Here is a 17150-nt window from a genome sequence, read left to right as displayed (position 1 = left end):
GAACCGAGCGAGGGCGACGTGGGGGACACCGAGGTGGTGATAGCCGGGGGCGGGCCCGCGGGCTGCGCGGTGGCGGCGGCGCTCTCCGACCTGGGATGGTCCGTCCTGCTGCTGGACGCGGGCGTGGACCGGCACAAGCAGCTCGCGGGCGAGCTGCTCCACCCGCCCGGGGTGCGGGACCTGCGCGCGCTGGGCTTCGCGGACGTCGTGAATGGCTGGAAGGCCCATCCCGTGAGGGGCTTCGCGGTGCGCTTCCATGCCCCCGCCCGCACGCTCGTCCTGCCCTACGGTCGCGGGGTGACGGGCGTGTCGCTGGAGCACGCCGCCCTCACCCTGCCGCTGCAGGAGTCGGTGTCGCGGCGGCGCGGCGTCACCGTGCGCACCCGGGCGCGCGTGACGGCCGTGGAGCACAACTGCGAGCGCGGCGTGCGCCTGCGCTATTCGCACGGGGGCACCGAGCACACCGTGCATGCCCGGCTGCTGGTGGCCGCGGACGGACGCGCGTCGCCCGTGCGGCGGATGCTGGGCATCGCCGAGCACCACCAGCGCCTGTCCACCATGCTGGGCGTGACGGTGGACAGCGACTGCCTCACCCACCCTGAGCACGGCCACCAGTTCGTGGGCGGCGCCGTGCACGCACTGGCGTACACCATCCAACCCGGCGTGGCGCGCGTGATGGTGGACCTGCCGCTGGGCAGCACGGCCCAGACGCTGAAGGAGCAACCGGAGTTGCTGCTCGCCCTGCCCTCGCGGCTGAGGGAGGCCGTCCGGCAGGCGCTGGAAGAGCGGCCCGCGGTGCGCATGGCCTCCAATGACGACTGGCTGGCGGAGACCATCTGGATGGGGAGCGCCGTGCTCGTGGGCGACGCCGCCGCGTGCTGCCATCCGCTCACGGCCAGCGGCATGGCGTCGTGCTTCCACGATGCCCGCGCCCTCCAGGAGTCGCTGGACCGCCATCCGGGCCACGTCGCCCGCGCGCTGGAGCACTACGCGCACGCACGGCGGCCCGCGCAGCGCACCCGCGTCGCGCTCGCGTCCGCGCTCTACAGCGCCTTCGCCAGACAGGACGAGGGCATGCACGCGCTGCGCATGGGCCTGCTGCACTACTGGGAGCACAGCCCCGGCGGCGCGCGCGCCTCCATGGCCCTGCTGTCCTCCGAGGAGCCCCGCATGCGGGTGATGGCCCGCGAGTACCTGCGCGTCGTCGCCCACGCCTTCGCCGCGATGCTCTCTCCGAACGGAACGGGGGGCAGCCTGCGGTCCGCCGCGCCGCTGTTGCGCTCCGCCGGACCGCCCTTGCGAGGCACCGTGGCGAGCGCGGTGGAACAGGTGGGGAGCTGGCTGCATCGTCGCGTCCGCCGTCCCGTCTACACGCTGGCCCGGGCGGGCTGGGCTTCACCCAGGCGCGCCTTCGCATCCAACCGGTAGCCTCGGCCGCGCCAGTCCACCTCGCGAGACACCCGCGCGGACAGCGCGACGCCGGCCCCCAAGAGCGGAAGCACCGCCGGCACCCAGTAGTGCCGGGGCGCGACCTGGGGCCCGTGACAGGCCCGCTGGAGCCGCAGCTGGCTCCACACGGAGAAGCCGATGGGCACCGCCGACAGGAGCGCCGGCCCCCAGGCCCTTCGCGCCACCGACGTCGCCAGCGCGCCCCACGACAGCCAGCTCACCGCGCCACGCACCCAGTGGGGCCGCGCGAAGGAGCCGGGGATGCCCGCCTCCGAGAAGAGGATCCACCGCCGGAAGATGCGCAGGAAGGCGCCCAGCCCCAGGTGCCCGGTGACGACGCGCAGGGGCGCGTGGACGACGCGGTTCTTCCACCCTGCCAGGTACAGCCGGCGCCCCAGGTACATGTCATCCACGAACTGCCCGGCGGCGCAGCGCACGCCCCCGATGGCCTCCAGCGCCTGGCGCCGGAACACCATCAACTGCCCCATGATGAAGGGCAGCGAGCCATCCGGCTCCGCGGTGCAAGCGACCGACGCGCCGTACCACGCGTTCACCAGCAGCCCGTAGCCCACGTCGCCCGCCAGGGGCGCGTCCGCCGCCGCGTAGATGGGCGCGAACGTGGCGCCTGTTCCGCCATCCTCCAGCAGCGCGCCCACCAGCGCCGTGAGCACCCCGGGCGAGGGCCGCGTGTCCGAATCACTGAAGGCCAGCAACTGTCCCCGGGAGCGGGCCACGCCCACGTGCATCGCGTTGAGCTTGCCCGTCATCCCCGCCGGGGGCTCACCCGCGACCAGCAGCTCCACCCGCCTCGCGCGCGTCGGCCGGGTGGCCACCTCCTCGCGGGTGGGGAGGAACGCCGGGTCGTCCTCGCTGTCGAAGACGAAGAGCACCTCCCACTCGCCGGGATAGTCCAGGTCCAGCAGCGCGCGCACGTTCTCGCGCGCGTCCACGTCCAGGCCCCGGATGGGCCGGATGACCGTCACCGTGGGTGGCTCGAAGCGTCTCATGGTGGGTGCCGCGCGCCGCCGCAGGCCGGCCATCAGCTCCCGATGCCCGTGCACGAGCACGCCCAGCGCCGCCGCTGTCCATGCGAGGTTCCGCGCGTTCATGGCCGCACCTCCGACCCCTGCGCCCGGGGATGCGAGCGCCTCCAGTGGCCAGGCCCCCACCAGTTGAAGTCCCCCATCAGCCGCATCATCGCGGGGACGATGAGCACCCGGACCAGCGTCGCATCCAGCGCGACCGCGATGGCCATGCCCAGGCCCATGGCCTTCACCACCACCACCGACGCCAGCGTGAAGGCCGCGAACACGGCCACCATGATGGCCGCCGCGCTGGTGATGAGGCCGCCGGTCCGCTCCAGCCCTTCCGCCACCGCGTGGGTGTTGTCGCCGGTGCGCAGGTACTCCTCGCGGATGCGGCTGAGCAGCAGCACTTCGTAGTCCATGGACAGGCCGAACAGCGCGCAGAACAACAGGATGGGCAGCGACGGTTCGATGGGCCCGGGCTCGAAGCGCAGCAGCCGGTGCAGGTGCCCCTCCTGGAAGATCCACACCAGGGCGCCGAACGAACCGGCCAGCGACAAGAGGTTCATCAGGAGCGCCTTCAAGGGCAGCACCACGGAGCGCAGGAGCACGAAGAGGACGATGCACGTCATCCCCATCACGAACCCCACCGCCGCGGGCGTGTGGTGCTTCACGAAGGCCGCCGCGTCCACGTCCGTCGCGGTCTGCCCACCCACCCACCACCGGCCGTCGCCCACCGTGCGGTCCTCGCGCAGCGCGCGGACCAGGTCGCGCGCCTCCACGCTGCTGGGCGCCGAAGACGTCAGCACCTGCATCACCGCCACGTTGCCGGTGACGTACGCGGCCCGCGCGGCCTGGAGCTCCGGTGGAAGGAATTGGGGTGGCGCGGCGGCCATGCGCTGGACGGTCGCCCGGTCCATGCCGGGGCCCAGGTCCACCGCGCTCTCCACGCCGACCACGCCGGGCATCGAGGCCACGCGGCGGCTGGCGTCGTAGAGGGCGCCCGCGCGCTCCGGCGTGAGGGGATTGCCCCCTGGAAACTCCACCGCCACCAGGACGCGCGTGGCGGCCTCGCGGGGGAACAGGCGGGCCAGGGTCTCCGCGCCCTGGCGTGCCTCGGTGCCCTCGGGCAGCGCGGTGATGTCCGTGGCCGCCAGTTGCAGCCGGCGGAATGGCAGCCCCATGGCCAGCAGCAGCGTCAGCGTGGGCAACAGCACCCACCAGGGATGGCGCATCACCCAGGTGGCCAGCGCGTGCCAGGCGCCGCCGCGCCCTTCCTTCCGGGCGAAGGGCAACCGTCCCCGGTCCACCCGGGGTCCCAGCCAGGCGAGGAGCGCGGGCAGCACGGTGAGCGCGAAGAGGACCGCGAAGGCGACCACCAGGGCCCCGCCCAATCCCATGGCGCTCAGGTACGAGCCGCGGAAGAAGAGCAGGCCTCCCAACCCCACCGTGACGGCCAGCCCCGAGAACGCCACCGCGCGCCCGGCGGTGTCCAGCGTGCGCGTCAGGGCGTGCTCCGTGGAGAGGCCCAGGGCGAGCTCGGAGCGGAAGCGGCTCACGATGAAGAGCGAGTAGTCGATGGCCACGCCCAGCCCGATGAGCGACACGACGTTGAGCGTGTACTGGGCCATGTTCGTGGCGTGCGACAGCAGCATCACGCCCGCCACGCCGCAGAGCACCGCCAGGCCGCCCACCACCAGGGGCAGCATCGCCGCCACCACCGTGCGGAACACCCACAGCAGGACCACCAGCGCCAGCGGGAATGACAGCAACTCCGCGCGCAGCAGGTCGTGCTCCAGCAGTTCATTGAGCGCGGCCAGGAAGGCCACCTTGCCGGTGAGCGTCGTCCGGAGGTCCGGGCTCTCCAGCGCCGCGCGCACGGCGGGAAACGCGGCGGTGGCCTCGCGCTCGCCGCCCTTGAGCCTCACCAGCGCCAGCAGGTCGTGGCCGGTCCTCGCCACGAAGCGGGCCCGGAAGGCCTCGGGTGCACCCATGGGCGACACCACCGAGGCGACCTCCGGCAGGCGCTCCACGCGCGACAGCACGGACGTCACCGCCTGGGCGAAGCGCGGCTCGTCCGGGGTCCAGGTGTCGTGATGGAAGATGACCGCCAGGGTCTGGTCGTTCGACCCCGCGGCGGCACCGCGCGCGAGCGCTTCGGCCGTGGCGGATTCGATGCCCTCGATGGTGCCGGTGGTGAGGTTTCCGCCCCGGAGCAGTGCCCACACCGCCGCGGCGAGGAGCAGCAGCGCGCCCACCAGCACCCGGCCCCGGTGCCGGAACACGCCCATCGCCAGCCGGGCGAACAGGGACGGCTCGCCCCCCACCGGTGAGTCGTCCCCCCGCCCCTCCATGCACGTTCCCCCGTTCGCTCGCCCCGTCCGTCACCAGGGAACTGGTGACGGAGGGAGCGCTTGGACAGGGGCTTCACCCTTGGGGGCAATCCGGAGGTGGACCGGCCTACTGGAAGGTCACCTTGCCGTCCCGTTGGTAGCAGACATGAGGCACGCCATCGGTGGGACGGATCGCCACGCTGGGACGGGAGTTGTCCTGCACCGACCCGAGCTGGGTATAGGTCCAGAAGCCCTGCGCGTCCGTCGTTCCGAGCGCCAGCGACGTCCCATTGCGCAGGGCGATGACCGGCTTGCCTCCGCCGTAGGTCAGGTCCGCCGCGGAGTATTTGTAATCCACCGTCGAGACCCTCCGGGTGCTGGCCGAGGCAGGCGTCCCCACCGTGATGTCCTCGATGGCGTTCCATTCGCCTTCGGAGATGCTGTTGGAGAGCGCCAGCAGATGCGAGTCCGGTGACCAGACCGTCGAGAGCCAGGACCCGGAGGAGCTGGTCTTCAACGGGAAGGACTCCACGGCCGAGCCCCGCAGGACCTGGAGCGACTGACTGACGTAGCCACTCAAGGGCTGGTGCGTGATGAAGTGCAGCGCTCCGGCCGCGTCGAAGAGGGCGTCGCTCGTGAGCGCCTGGGAGGCGACGGAGAGCGGCACGGAGGACCACGTGTTCGCCGCCGTCCGGGTCGCGATCTTGACGCTCCCTCCGTTGCCGCTGCTGAAGACGATGACCGGCCGCTGCGCCTGCGCCGGGTTGAGCGCGATGCTGATGCGGGTCACGACCGAGGCGTCGACGTCCTCGCGAACCCAGACGCCATTGACGCGCGTGGCATAGCCCACCCGCATCGGCGAGGTGTTGATGGTGCCGGTGCCCTTGGAATAGGCGACGTGCGGCGCGCCAGTGACCGGGTCGATGACCAACTGGCTCTTCACGACGAAGACGCCCCCGTTGTTGAAGCCGGGGCCGTCAATCAGCTCCGTCGTCCAGGACGTGCCGTCCCAGCTCCCGTACCAGAGGCTGTTGTGGGTGTCGTTCGTGTAGATGACGTGGCCCTTGCCCGTGCTGTCGAACACGATGTCGCAGCTGCTGCCGGTGACATCCGGCCCCGTGTCGATGACGGAGCTGGAGGCGAGCGGCGCGGCCACGACATTGAACTGGAACGCACCCTCCGCCGTCTTGCCGGACTCCGTCTCGACGGTGACGGACAGGGACGCCGTCCCCGCCGTGGGCAGCGTCCAGGTGACCCGCTCCTGGGAGGGCTCGATCGCTCCCGCGTCGGCGCTCCAGCGCACGGACTTGATGGTTTCACCCGAGGCAACGACCCGGAAGCGCTCCGCCGTACTCTCGACGTAGGGGCCCGCGCCGTCCTCCCGTTCAATCAGCAGCGCCACGTCCGCAGCGCCTCGGGATTGGATGACCTCCACGGGACGGGGCTCACGGCCGCAACCGGCGAGCAACGTCAGCCCCCCCAACATCAAGAGCCTGGGGACCCACATCTTTCGCATCGACATTCGAATTCCTCTCTTCCGGGGGAGGCCACTCGAACGGATGCGCTTTTTCAAAGATTTATCAGAACCATTTCTCCATGAAGTCCGTGTCATTCCGGCACGGGCATGCGCACCCCCGTGAGCTTGCGGTCCACCAACACGGAATGCAGCGCATGGATGCGTCCGCTGGAGTCGACGTCCACGCGAAGCACCATGTGCAGGGCCAGAAGTGGGTCCCGTCCCGGCGGGTACACCGCCACCACGGCGGGCAGGCCGTTGATCATCCGCGCTTCCCACGCCACGGGCGGGCCCCGCATCTCCATCAGCCGGCGAATGAAGAGGATGACGCGCTGGGGGCCCACGATGGGCACCAGGGCTGCGCGCACCTTACCGCCCCCATCCGACAGTGCGCGCACATCCGAAGCCAGCAGCGCCTCGGCGGCGGCCACGTTTCCCGTCACCAGCGCGCCCAGGAAGGCCTCCAGCGAGGCCCGCGTGCGGGCCTGAACGTCGCGAGTAGGAATACAACGTGACTGGTCATACGCGGCCATCGCGGCTCGCGCGCGGTGGTGCACGACCTTCACGTTCGCTTCGCTCATGCGCAGCGCCTCGGCCACTTCCAGCACCGAGTAATCAAAGACATCGCGAAGCAACAGCACTGCCCGCTGCTTGGGCGACAGGGCCTCCAGCGCCAGGAGGAAGGCGAAGGAGACGCTCTCCAGCAATTCATAGCGCCCCTCGGTCGAACCGCCGCCCGGGAGCCGCGCCTCCACCGAGGGAAGGACCTCCTCGTCCCCGGTCTCCACGGGTGAGGGCAGCCAGGGCCCGACGTAGTCCTCACGCCGCCGCCGACGCAGGTGGTCCCGGGCCAGGTTCACCGCGACGCGGGTCAACCAGGGGCGCAGCGTGTCCAACCGCTCCGGTGGCGTCGCGAGCGCGCGCGCATAGACCTCCTGCACCAGGTCGTCCGCGTCCGCGGCCACGCCGGTCATCCGGTAGCAGAGCCCCCAGAGGAAGCGCTCATGCTCACGCGCCGCCTGCCCCAGTGCCCCTCGCGCCTGTGCATCCATCCCGTTCAAGCCCTCACGTTCCAACAATCCAAGAGCACCATCGGAACCCACAATGCCCGGCCCCCAAGCCCCTCCGGGACCGGACCGCGCGAAACCTGTCCGACTGTCCGACAGGTTCCGGCTCCGCTCCGCCGGGAGGGGCCCCTGGCCTGGATGCCCATCCGCCTCAAGTTCCCGCCGCGCGGCGCTGAGTCGTCGCGGTGTGCGGCACCAGGGCCTGCTCCACGGCTTCGGCGCTCGCCAGGGATGCGTCCGCGAGCATTCCCTCCGCGCCCACCCAGTCCCCTACTCGGAACAGTCCGCCCACGTGCGGCACCTCCACGGAGGGACGCCCGGCCAGCCCTCCGTTCACGGCCCGGGGCAGCCCTGCGCTGACGGTGAGCGAGGGCCGGTAGCGCCGCGCCACCACCTTCTCGCGCCATCCCGGCTGGAGCGCGTCCATCACGGCTTCCAGTGCCGCCTCGCTCGCCTCCGTGTCCGCGCCGCCCAGGTACTTCGCCACGTGCACCATCGCTCCCCCTTCCGGGGCCAGCTTCGCGGAGGCCGAATGCACCGACGCGTACCAGGGCCCATCCAGTCCCAGCGCGAACAATGCGTCCGGCCTCGGCAGGACCGACAGGCCCAGCTCCAGTGTCGCCGCGTGGATGGGCACTGCCTCCCGGGCCTCCCGGGCGAGCACCGCGTCTCCCGGCATGAGCGCCGCCACGTCCGCGGGGCTCCCCGCCATCACCACCGCGTCCGCGCGGTGCACCGTCCCATCCGCGAGCCGCACGCCTTCGACCCGCTTGCCCCCTTCCTGGAGAACGACGGCCTCCACTTTCGCGGACAGCTCCAGCCGGGCACCCGCCTCGCGCCCCAGCCGCTCCACCGAGTCCACCAGGGTGCTCCAGCCTCCGTCCACGTACAGCACGTTCGCTGCGGTCGCGCACTGGAGCTGCTTCAGCCCCGCCTCCGCGCTGAGCGCCTCGAAGTCCGCGCAGTACGAGGACACGCGGATCAGCGCCCCGACGAGCGCCCGGCTGTCCTTGCGCGTCAGGTGTGTTTCCAACCACTCCCGCATCGACATGGCCCCCAACGGCTGCGTGTCGATTCGGGCCAGCCCCGCCAGCAACTTCGCCACCTCCAGCTTCGAGGCGAGCGACAACACGTCCGTCGTCATCAGCGTCACGGCGCCCCGAGGCAGCGTGTGCAGCCGACCTCCGACCAGCGCATGGGAGCCCGTCTGATTCGGAATGCCTCCCGTGGGCTTCACGCCCAGGCGCTCCAAAATCCGAAACGCCGCGCCCGCCCGGTACAGCGCATGCGGGCCCAGGTTGAAGCGGAAGCCCTCCACCTCCGTCGTCCTCGCCCGGCCTCCCAGGTGCTTGGAGCGCTCGTACACCGTCACCTCACAGCCGCCGCGCGCCAGCAGCGCCGCCGCCGTGAGCCCGCCCAGTCCCCCGCCCACCACGGCCACCTTCGTCGCCTGCATGTCCGTCCTCCATCCCGGCGCCCGGCGCATTCCGGGCCTCCAACGGCCACCACGAACGAGGATGAAAAAAGGTTACAGCGCCGGCTCCGTCAGGCGCCCCGGTCGACCGGCAGCCCCGAGCGCGCGAAGGAGAACACCAGCGACGTCTCGATGCGGCTCACCTCCGGACGGCTGGTGAAGGACTGGATGGTGAGCACGCGCAGGTGCTCCGTGTCCCGACACACGACGTGCACCAGGAAGTCCGTCGTGCCCCCCAGGCAGTAGACCGCTACCGTCTCCGGCAGCGAACGCAGGTGGTCTCCGATGCTGCCGAAGTGCTCTCCCACGTGGAGCCGGAGCTGCACGCCGATGAGCGCCTGGAGCCCCAGCCCCAGCGGGCGCGGATCCAGCTCCGCCCGATAGGAGCGGATGACCCCGTCCGTCTCCAGCCGCTTCACCCGCGCGAGGCATGACGACGGGGCCAACCCCACCTTCGCGGCCAGCTCCTTGTTGGACAGCCGTGCATTGTTCTGGAGGGCCTCCAGAATCGTGCGATCAATTCGGTCGAGTGCGGCCATTCGAAGCTCCCGGGCGAATTCCATTCGATGGATGCCGCTCAATCCTGGCCCGTATTCTGTCCGCATGCCACGACACAGAATCGCAGCATGCCTCGTCCTCCTGGCGGGCTCGGCCTTCGCGGCCCCCGCTTCGCCGCCGGATGTCCTGCTCGCGCCCTGGTCCGGGCCGCATGGTGGCGTCCCGCCGTTCGACCGCGCGCGGGTGGAGGACTTCGCTCCAGCGCTCGAAGCCGCCATGGCGCAGGCACGCAGCGAGGTCGCCGCCATCGTGGACTCGAAGGAGCCTCCCACCTTCGAGAACACCATCGCCGCGTACCAGGATTCGGGACGGACCTTCAATCGCGTCTACGAGGTCTACAACGCGTGGTCCTCGTTCGTGAGCTCACCGGAGTACCAGGCCGTGGAGCGCGAGATGGCGCCCCGGCTGTCCGCGTTCTGGGATGAGGACTCCCAGAACCGGAAGCTCTTCCGCCGCATCAAGGCGGTCCGGGACTCGGCCGCGAAGGCGAAGCTGACGCCAGAGCAGCAGCGCCTGGTGGCGTACTACTACGACGACTTCGTGCGCTCGGGCGCCCTGCTGGACGCGGCGGGGGCGAAGCGCATGACCGCGCTCAATCAAAAGCTCGCCACGCTCTACACGACGTTCAACCAGAACGTGCTCGCCGACGAGAAGCGCTACACCCTCCTGGAGAACGAGGCGGACCTGGCGGGCCTGCCGGAGCCACTGCGAAAGGCCGCGGCCGCGGAGGCCACGGCGCGCGGACAGCCGGGGAAGTGGGCCGTGGCCAACACCCGCTCGGTGGTGGCGGACTTCCTCACGTATTCGGAGCGGCGGGCGCTTCGCGAGAAGGTCTGGCGCAACTATGACAGCCGCGGCGACCACGGCGACGCGCATGACAACAACGCCGTCATCACGCGGATCCTCGCGGCGCGCGCGGAGCAGGCGAAGCTCATGGGCTTTCCCACGCACGCGCACCGGCAGCTCCAGCGCGCGATGGTGAAGACACCCGAGCGCGCGATGAAGCTGCTGGAGACGATGTGGACGCCCGCGGTCGCGCGCGTGCGCGAAGAGGTCGCCGCGACGACCGCCATTGCCCGGAGCCAGGGCCAGGAGGAGCCCATCGCGCCGTGGGACTACCGCTACTACGCGGAGAAGGTGCGCAAGCAGGCGTATGACTTCGACGACAGCGAGGTGAAGCCCTACCTCCAGTTGGAGACCCTGCGCGATGGCATGTTCTGGGTGGCGGGCCAGCTCTTCGGCTACACCTTCACGCCCGCGCCGGACGTGCCCGTCTACCACCCGGACGTGCGCGTCTTCGCGGTGAAGGACCGGGAGAGTGGCCGGGAGCGCGGGCTCCTCTACTTCGACCCCTACGCGCGCGAGGGCAAATACAACGGAGGGCAGACGGAGGCGTACCGCATCCAGGAGCGCTTCCGTGGCGAGGTGCCGGCCCTGGTGGCCATCAGCATGCCGTTCGTGAAGCCGGGAGCGGGCAGCCCCGCGCTGCTCGGCTGGCGCGACGCGCAGACGCTGTTCCACGAGTTCGGCCACGCGCTGCATACGCTGAGCGGGGATGTGACGTACCCGTCGCTCGGCGGTGGCCGTGTGGTGAGCGACTACGCGGAGTTCCCGTCCAAGCTGTTCGAGCACTGGCTCGCCACGCCGGAGGTGCTGAGCCGATTCGCGGTGCATCACACGACGGGGCAGCCCATGCCCCAGGCGCTCGTGGCCCGCATCCAGAAGGCGGCGACGTTCAACCAGGGCTTCTACACCGTCGACTTCCTCACCTCCGCGCTGGTGGAGATGAAGATGCACCTGGCGGGTGCGAAGCGCATCGACCCCGACGCCTTCGAGCGCGACGTGCTCCGCCAGGTGGGCGCGCCCGTGGAGGTCGGCATGCGCTTCCGCATGCCCCATTTCGGCCACGTCTTCGCCAGCAACGCGTACGCGGCGGGCTACTACCGCTATCTCTGGGCGGACATGCTGGCCTCGGATGCCTTCGAGGCCTTCCAGGAAGCCGGAGGTCCCTATGACGCGAAGGTGGCCGCGCGGCTGTACGAGCACGTGCTCTCCGTGGGCAACACCGTCGACCCGTTCGAGGGCTACCGGAAGTTTCGTGGAAAGGACGCGAGCCTCGACGCGCTGATGCGCGAGCGCGGCTTCGCGCCCATACACTGAGGGCCATGATCGATCACACCGGCATTGGCGTCGCGGACGTCGCCCGCTCGGCGGCCTTCTACGACGCGGCGTTGGGGGCGCTCGGCCTGCGCCGCGCCATGCAGCTTCCCCAGGACACCGGGGCGGATGGCATTGGCTATGGCCGGGACTACCCCATCTTCTGGATCGACCGCTTCCATCCTCACGGGGTGAAGCAACACACGGCCTTCGCCGCCACCAGCCGCGCCCAGGTCGACGCCTTCCACGCGGCCGCGGTGGCGGCGGGCGGAACCGACAACGGGCCGCCCGGACTGCGCGGCGCCGACAGGGGCTATCCCGCCGGTTACTACGCCGCCTTCGTGCTGGACCCGGACGGCAACAACATCGAAGCGGTCTTCCGGGAGCCTTCCCGGTAGAGCCGCCCCCAGGGCCCGTGACGGCGGCCTCACTGCACGGCGCGCGCGTACTGCCCCGGAGTGATGCCGACGATGCGCTTGAAGTGCCGGTTGAGCTGACTCTGGTCACAGAGCCCGACCTGGAGCGCGACCTCCGCGGGTGCCAGCCCCTGTGACAGCAGCCGCTGGGCTCGCGAGACGCGCAGGTGGGTGAGGTACGCGTGCGGAGGCATGCCCAGTTCCTCGCGGAAGGCGCGGCACAGGTGGAACCGGTTCCAGCCCACCTGATGGGCCAGCGCCTCCAGGGTGATGCCCTCCGGAATGGCCTCATGCAGGGCCTCCACCACGCGCCGGATGGGCCAGCGGTAGCGCCGCACCACCGCGCCTGAGTGCTCCAGACATCCCATCAGCGAGGAGAGGGCTTCGGCCAGGGCCGTCTGGAGCGCGAGCGCGCTGGAGCGTCCCTCCAGGCCCGCATCCAGCACGGCATGGAGCCGCACGAAGTCGGCCGCCGAGGGCTGCGACGTTTCGAGTTGGAGCTGGCGAAGCCGGGCGGAGGCCGGCGCGCCCAGCGCCTCGCGGGCCTCGGCGACGAGGGACTCGTCGAAGGCGATGACCTGGAACCGGGCAGGCCCGTCGCGGCGCAGGTCCCGGTGCACCTCGCCCATCTGCTTGAGGTCGACCGTTCGGGGCGAGGAGGCATGGACCTTGCCCCGCCCCCACCACTCCGAGTGCCCCCGCTGCGTGAGCATCACGGAGAAACGTTCCTTCACGGAGCGCAGCAGCCGCCCGTCGGTCCGGTAGCGCACCAGTCGCAGGCCCGGCAGTTCCGGGAACAGGAAGGTCTGGATGGACAGGGGACCATCCACGACGGCGTGAGAGGGAGCGGTCACGGTTGGAGTCTAGGGACGGGCCTTCCCCCTGGCTTGGGCGAAGTTGACCTGCACGGCGTGTCAACAACGCCCAAGCCCGGCGCACCCCGGCATGGCCAAGTCTTGCATTGCACGCCCGGCCCTCCCCTCACCTGGCCGGGCAGGAAGGCGTCATGTCAGGCATCCAGGACAAGGTCATTGCCATCACCGGAGCCAGCAGCGGCATTGGCGAAGCGGCGGCGCTGCTGCTCGCCGGGCGTGGAGCGAAGGTCGTCCTTGGCGCGCGCCGCTTGGAGCGGCTGGGGCCGGTGGTGGAGCGCATCACGAAGGCGGGAGGAGAAGCCCTCTCCGCACGGACCGACGTGAGACGGCGCGAGGACGTCACCGGGCTCGTCCGCCTGGCCTGTGAGCGGTTTGGCAGGCTGGACGTGCTCATCAATAACGCGGGCAGCCTGGCGACCTCTCCGCTGGACGACCTGCGCGTCGATGACTGGGAGGAGCTGATCGACACCAACATCAAGGGAGTGCTGTACGGCATCGCCGCGGCGCTGCCGGTCTTCCGGCAGCAGGGCTTCGGGCACTTCATCAACACCGCGTCGACCTCGGCGCACCGGCTCGTGCCCGGCCAGGCGGTCTATGCCGGGACGAAGTTCGCCGTGCGAGCCATCTCCGAAGGCCTGCGCCAGGAGGCGGGCCCCAAGCTGCGGGTGACGGTCATCTCGCCCGGGATGACCCGGACGAACTTCCTCGAGCACGTGAAGAACCCGGAGCTCCGGGCCCGGTTCGAGGAGGTCCGGGACAAGCTCGCCATTTCACCGGATGCGATTGCCCGGGCCATGGCCTACGCCATCGAGCAGCCCGCCGACGTGGACGTGGGCGAGGTGATTGTCCGTCCCACGGCGCAGGACTGAGGGCCCCGGCTACCCGCCAATCACCTGGATGTTGTAGGCGATGTCCTTCGACTCGGCTTCGCGGATCCACGGGCGCCAACCATGGCCAGTTCGCGCTGTGGAAGCGCGTCCGCGAGGAGTTGCTGCCCCGATACGTCCTCGCGGCCGCGAGCCGGAAGAACTAGCGGTGCTGGGCGAGGAGCCAATCCCAGAACGCGTAGTTGTCGTACTGCTGCGTCCAGCAGTCATGCGCGCCGCCGGGCAGCACGGTGAGCCGCGCGATGTAGCTCCCGGTGGCCACCACGCCGGGCTGTGACGTCCACACGGGGCTGCTGGAGCCCGGGAACAGGTACGTCACCGTCTGCGCGGGTGCGGTCACCTGGACCGACTGGAACAGGCCGTAGTTCTTCGTCACGCCCGTCAGCCAGGAGGTGTCCGCCGAGAGCGAGCTGCCGTCCACGAACGAATGCACCGCCCACACCGGCACGTTTTTCAGCTGGGTGATGGTGGGGCCCGGCGCGCCGATGTTGGTGGCCATGGGCGCCAGCGCGGCCAGACGGCTGCCGTACGTGTACGCGTACTTCCAGGCGCCGTAACCACCGAAGCTGATCCCCGTCAGGTAGATGCGCGTCGTGTCCACGCGGTAGTTCGCCACGATGAAGCTGACGAACGCGTCGATCTCCGCCGGCTGCCAGCTCGTCGCCGCGCGCGGCGTGAAGACCATCACCTGGTGCTGCCCGAAGTACGCCTTGCCCTGGGTCGTGTAGCGGATGTTCTTCAGCGCCCCGTGGCGGGTCACCACGTTCAGCAGGTCCGCCTCCGTCGGTGACGTGCCGAACTCGCCGTTCCCGTTCAGGTGGATGATGACCGGATAGACCGTGGTGGACGTCAGGTAGCCCGGAGGCAGGTATTCACCATAGCCATAGCCGGCGCCCGTGCTCGCGGGCAGCCGGGCCACGACCTGGTCCTCCGTGGTGATGGTGAGCCCCGCTTCGTGCGTTCCCCATGTCTCCGCCTCCCCCGGCTCGAAGCTCCCTCCGCAGGCGACGGCTCCCAACGCGACAACCAGCGCAATCCATTGCATCCGCATGGTGTTTTCTCCGGGTCTGGGTTTGACGCACGGACAGTCTGCGATTGCGGATAAAAATAGGAAAGCCTCGGTTGCGTGAATAATCACATTTCAATGCGAATGCGCAGCACCGTCACAGGATTCCGGTTGAGTGGCAATGCGCGGAGGCTCAGGCGGGCAGTGACTTCAGGAACGCCAGCAGCGCGGCGTTCACCTCCGCGGGGCGCTCCTGCTGAACCCAGTGGCCCGCGCCCGGAATGACGAGCACGTCCTGGAGCCGCGGCACCAGGGCCTTCATGGCGTCCAGCGGAGCGAAGGCGCGGCCCGGGTCCTTCTCCCCGGTGATGAACAGGGCGGGCTGTTGGATGATGGCCGTCGCCAGCTCGGGCAGCTCCTCCCAGTCGCGGTCCATGTTGCGGTAGCGATTGAGCCCGCCGCGAAAACCGCTGTGCTGAAGCTCCTTCGCGTAGTGCGCGAGGTTCGCCTCCGTGAGCCACGCGGGCAGCGGATCCGGCACCTGGAGGCCGGTGAGGAAGCCGTCGCCCTTGCGGCGTGACTTCACGGCCTCGGCCTGCGTGTCGAAGCCGGGGGTGCCGCCCAGCGTGATGCGGAGCGTCCTCGGGATGTCCGCTTCGAGCTCCGCCTCGGCGATGCCCGGCTCCTGGAAGTAGAGGATGTAGAACCACTTGTCCCCGAACACGTGCCGGAAGAGCTGGGTGGGCGGCATGGGCGTGCGGCCCAGGTGCGGCACGCTCATGCCCACGACGGCGCGGAAGCGGTCCGGGTGCAGCGCGGCGAGAGTCCACGCCATCGCGGAGCCCCAGTCGTGGCCCACCACCACGGCGGTCTTCTCTCCCAGCGCGTCCAGCAGGCCCACGAAGTCCGCCAGCAGGTTCTTCATGCTGTACGCCTCGATGGGCTCCGGCCGGTCGCTCTGGCCGTAGCCGCGAACGTCGGGCGCGACCGCGTGGTAGCCGGCGTCCGCGAGCGCCCGGAGCTGGTGGCGCCACGAGTACCCGGACTCCGGCCAGCCATGGAGGAGCAGGACGAGCGGGCCCTGGCCGGCCTCGGCGAGGTGCAGGTGGATGCCATTCGTCCGGACGGTGCGGTGGGTGATGTCGGCCATGGGAGCGTTCTGCACGACGCACCGGCTCCTGTCATTCCACGCGTGACGGTGGGTTCGGCTGATGACGAAGGGCATCGGGCCGGTGACACGAGTCACCAGGCTCGCGTCCCGGCAGCCCTCCGCGTTGCCCGTGAAATCCATGGGTTGCCCACGGCCGCCGCGTCCCAGGGGGCTGGCACACCGGCTGCTATGGGGTCCTGCATCGCATCAACAAGAACCCAATCCCTTTCGAGGTCCCCCGCCATGGCCATCTCGCCCCTCCGCAGCCCCTCCGCTTCCGTGTCCCGCCTGCCGGTGCAGGACGCCGCCTCTCCCCGCCTCGCGGGTCGTCCGGGTGGCGTGGACGGGTTCTCCTCCAGCCAGAAGCCGGGGCTCGCGGCGTTCCAGCAGGACGGCTTCGACATCGGCTCCGGCAAGGGCGCGGAGCTGGGCAAGCTGCTGCAGGACACGCTGTCCGCGCTGACGTCCATCGCGCAGTTGGTGGCGCAGGCCGTGCCGGGCGGCGCGCAGGCGGTTTCCGGAGCCCAGGGAGCCCAGGGCGCGGCGGGCGGCAGGTGCGGCACGGGTTCGCAGCCCTTCTCCGACAGCAGCTTCACGCCGCAGGACGCGTCGCGTCCTCCCGTGGCGCTCAACGGCAACACCGGCGTGGTGGGCCCGGCGTCGTCGCAGTCCCCGGGCGGCGGCACGAAGCTGGGCAGCAACCTGCCCCCGGCGCTGGAGAAGTTCCGGGGCGCCATCGAGTCCGCCTCCGCCAAGACGGGCATGCCGGCGGAGATGCTGGCCGCGCAAATCTGGCAGGAGTCGCGTGGCAACCTGGAGGCCGTCTCCACCAACGGCGGCAACGGCCTGACGGACACCGGCCTGATGCAGGTCAACCCCAACACCTACGGGGAGCTACAGGCGAAGCACCCGGAGCTCCAGGGCAAGAACCTCTCCGACCCGGAGACCAACATCCTGGCGGGCGCCTTCTACATGAAGGACATGAAGGCGCAGTTCGGCAGCGATGAGCTGGCCCTGCGCGCCTACAACTCCGGCCCCAATGGCGTGGACAAGAGCAACCCGGACGCCATCCCCGCCGGCACCGGCGACGCCACCTACGTGCAGAAGGTGAAGTCCTTCATGAACACGCTGGCCACCGGCCAGGGCACGCTGCCCGCGTAGGACGCCGTGCCCATGACGCACTCGTGACGGAAGGATGGCATCCCCCGGGGGAAAGAGGCGGAGCCGGCGTCTAGGT

14 protein-coding genes are annotated in these 17150 nt (G+C 70.4%); 5 read left to right on the top strand and 9 right to left on the bottom strand.

The annotated features are described in order from the left end of the window. Positions 1-18 precede the first annotated feature (18 nt). Positions 19-1428 carry an FAD-dependent monooxygenase gene (locus tag ACX114_RS08970; protein WP_459296660.1) on the top strand — a complete coding sequence of 470 codons (1410 nt, stop codon included), beginning with the start codon at positions 19-21 and terminating at the stop codon, positions 1426-1428. On the opposite strand, the gene ACX114_RS08965 is transcribed toward ACX114_RS08970, so the two are convergent. The 6 genes from ACX114_RS08965 to ACX114_RS08940 form a co-directional block, all read right to left on the bottom strand. Continuing rightward, positions 1368-2558, bottom strand: a complete 1191-nt coding sequence (locus ACX114_RS08965; protein ID WP_459296658.1) for a glycosyltransferase — start codon at positions 2556-2558, stop codon at positions 1368-1370. The genes ACX114_RS08970 and ACX114_RS08965 overlap by 61 nt on opposite strands. Then, positions 2555-4828: an MMPL family transporter gene (locus ACX114_RS08960; RefSeq protein ID WP_459296656.1), complete on the bottom strand. Its 2274-nt coding sequence runs from the start codon at positions 4826-4828 to the stop codon at positions 2555-2557. The genes ACX114_RS08965 and ACX114_RS08960 overlap by 4 nt, the downstream gene beginning before the upstream one ends. 106 nt (positions 4829-4934) lie before the next feature. Further along, the gene (locus ACX114_RS08955; protein WP_459296654.1) at positions 4935-6329 is read right to left on the bottom strand and encodes a hypothetical protein; all 1395 of its coding nucleotides are present in this window, start codon (positions 6327-6329) and stop codon (positions 4935-4937) included. Between the two features lie 86 nt (positions 6330-6415). Beyond that, the gene (locus ACX114_RS08950; protein WP_459296652.1) at positions 6416-7375 is read right to left on the bottom strand and encodes a sigma-70 family RNA polymerase sigma factor; all 960 of its coding nucleotides are present in this window, start codon (positions 7373-7375) and stop codon (positions 6416-6418) included. A gap of 166 nt (positions 7376-7541) precedes the next feature. Continuing rightward, a complete protein-coding gene (locus tag ACX114_RS08945; RefSeq protein WP_459296650.1) occupies positions 7542-8846 on the bottom strand; it encodes a phytoene desaturase family protein in 1305 nt (434 codons plus the stop codon). Positions 8847-8935: 89 nt separating this feature from the next. After that, complete coding sequence (locus tag ACX114_RS08940; RefSeq protein ID WP_459296648.1) at positions 8936-9403, bottom strand: Lrp/AsnC family transcriptional regulator; 468 nt, start codon at positions 9401-9403, stop codon at positions 8936-8938. Positions 9404-9467: 64 nt separating this feature from the next. Here ACX114_RS08940 and ACX114_RS08935 point away from each other — a divergent pair, with 64 nt between their 5' ends. After that, positions 9468-11582 (top strand): M3 family metallopeptidase, encoded by a 2115-nt coding sequence (locus tag ACX114_RS08935; RefSeq protein ID WP_459296646.1) that lies wholly within the window; start codon positions 9468-9470, stop codon positions 11580-11582. A 5-nt stretch (positions 11583-11587) separates the two neighbouring features. Beyond that, entirely contained in the window at positions 11588-11977 is a 390-nt protein-coding gene (locus ACX114_RS08930) for a VOC family protein (protein ID WP_459296644.1), read from the top strand. A 29-nt stretch (positions 11978-12006) separates the two neighbouring features. On the opposite strand, the gene ACX114_RS08925 is transcribed toward ACX114_RS08930, so the two are convergent. Next, complete coding sequence (locus ACX114_RS08925) at positions 12007-12849, bottom strand: helix-turn-helix transcriptional regulator (RefSeq protein WP_459296642.1); 843 nt, start codon at positions 12847-12849, stop codon at positions 12007-12009. Between the two features lie 152 nt (positions 12850-13001). Here ACX114_RS08925 and ACX114_RS08920 point away from each other — a divergent pair, with 152 nt between their 5' ends. Then, complete coding sequence (locus ACX114_RS08920) at positions 13002-13739, top strand: SDR family oxidoreductase (RefSeq protein WP_459296640.1); 738 nt, start codon at positions 13002-13004, stop codon at positions 13737-13739. A gap of 160 nt (positions 13740-13899) precedes the next feature. Here ACX114_RS08920 and ACX114_RS08915 read toward each other — a convergent pair whose 3' ends face one another. Then, the gene (locus ACX114_RS08915; protein ID WP_459296638.1) at positions 13900-14808 is read right to left on the bottom strand and encodes a carboxylesterase family protein; all 909 of its coding nucleotides are present in this window, start codon (positions 14806-14808) and stop codon (positions 13900-13902) included. A gap of 148 nt (positions 14809-14956) precedes the next feature. Next, positions 14957-15913, bottom strand: coding sequence for an alpha/beta fold hydrolase (locus tag ACX114_RS08910; RefSeq protein ID WP_459300101.1), 957 nt, complete (start codon positions 15911-15913; stop codon positions 14957-14959). Positions 15914-16156: 243 nt separating this feature from the next. Between ACX114_RS08910 and ACX114_RS08905 the strand changes: the two genes are divergently transcribed. Next, the gene (locus tag ACX114_RS08905) at positions 16157-17074 is read left to right on the top strand and encodes a lytic transglycosylase domain-containing protein (protein WP_459296636.1); all 918 of its coding nucleotides are present in this window, start codon (positions 16157-16159) and stop codon (positions 17072-17074) included. Positions 17075-17150 lie beyond the last annotated feature (76 nt).

It is taken from the genome of Corallococcus sp. M7 (genome assembly GCF_054512695.1).
This window is presented reverse-complemented; position numbering and strand designations above follow the sequence as displayed.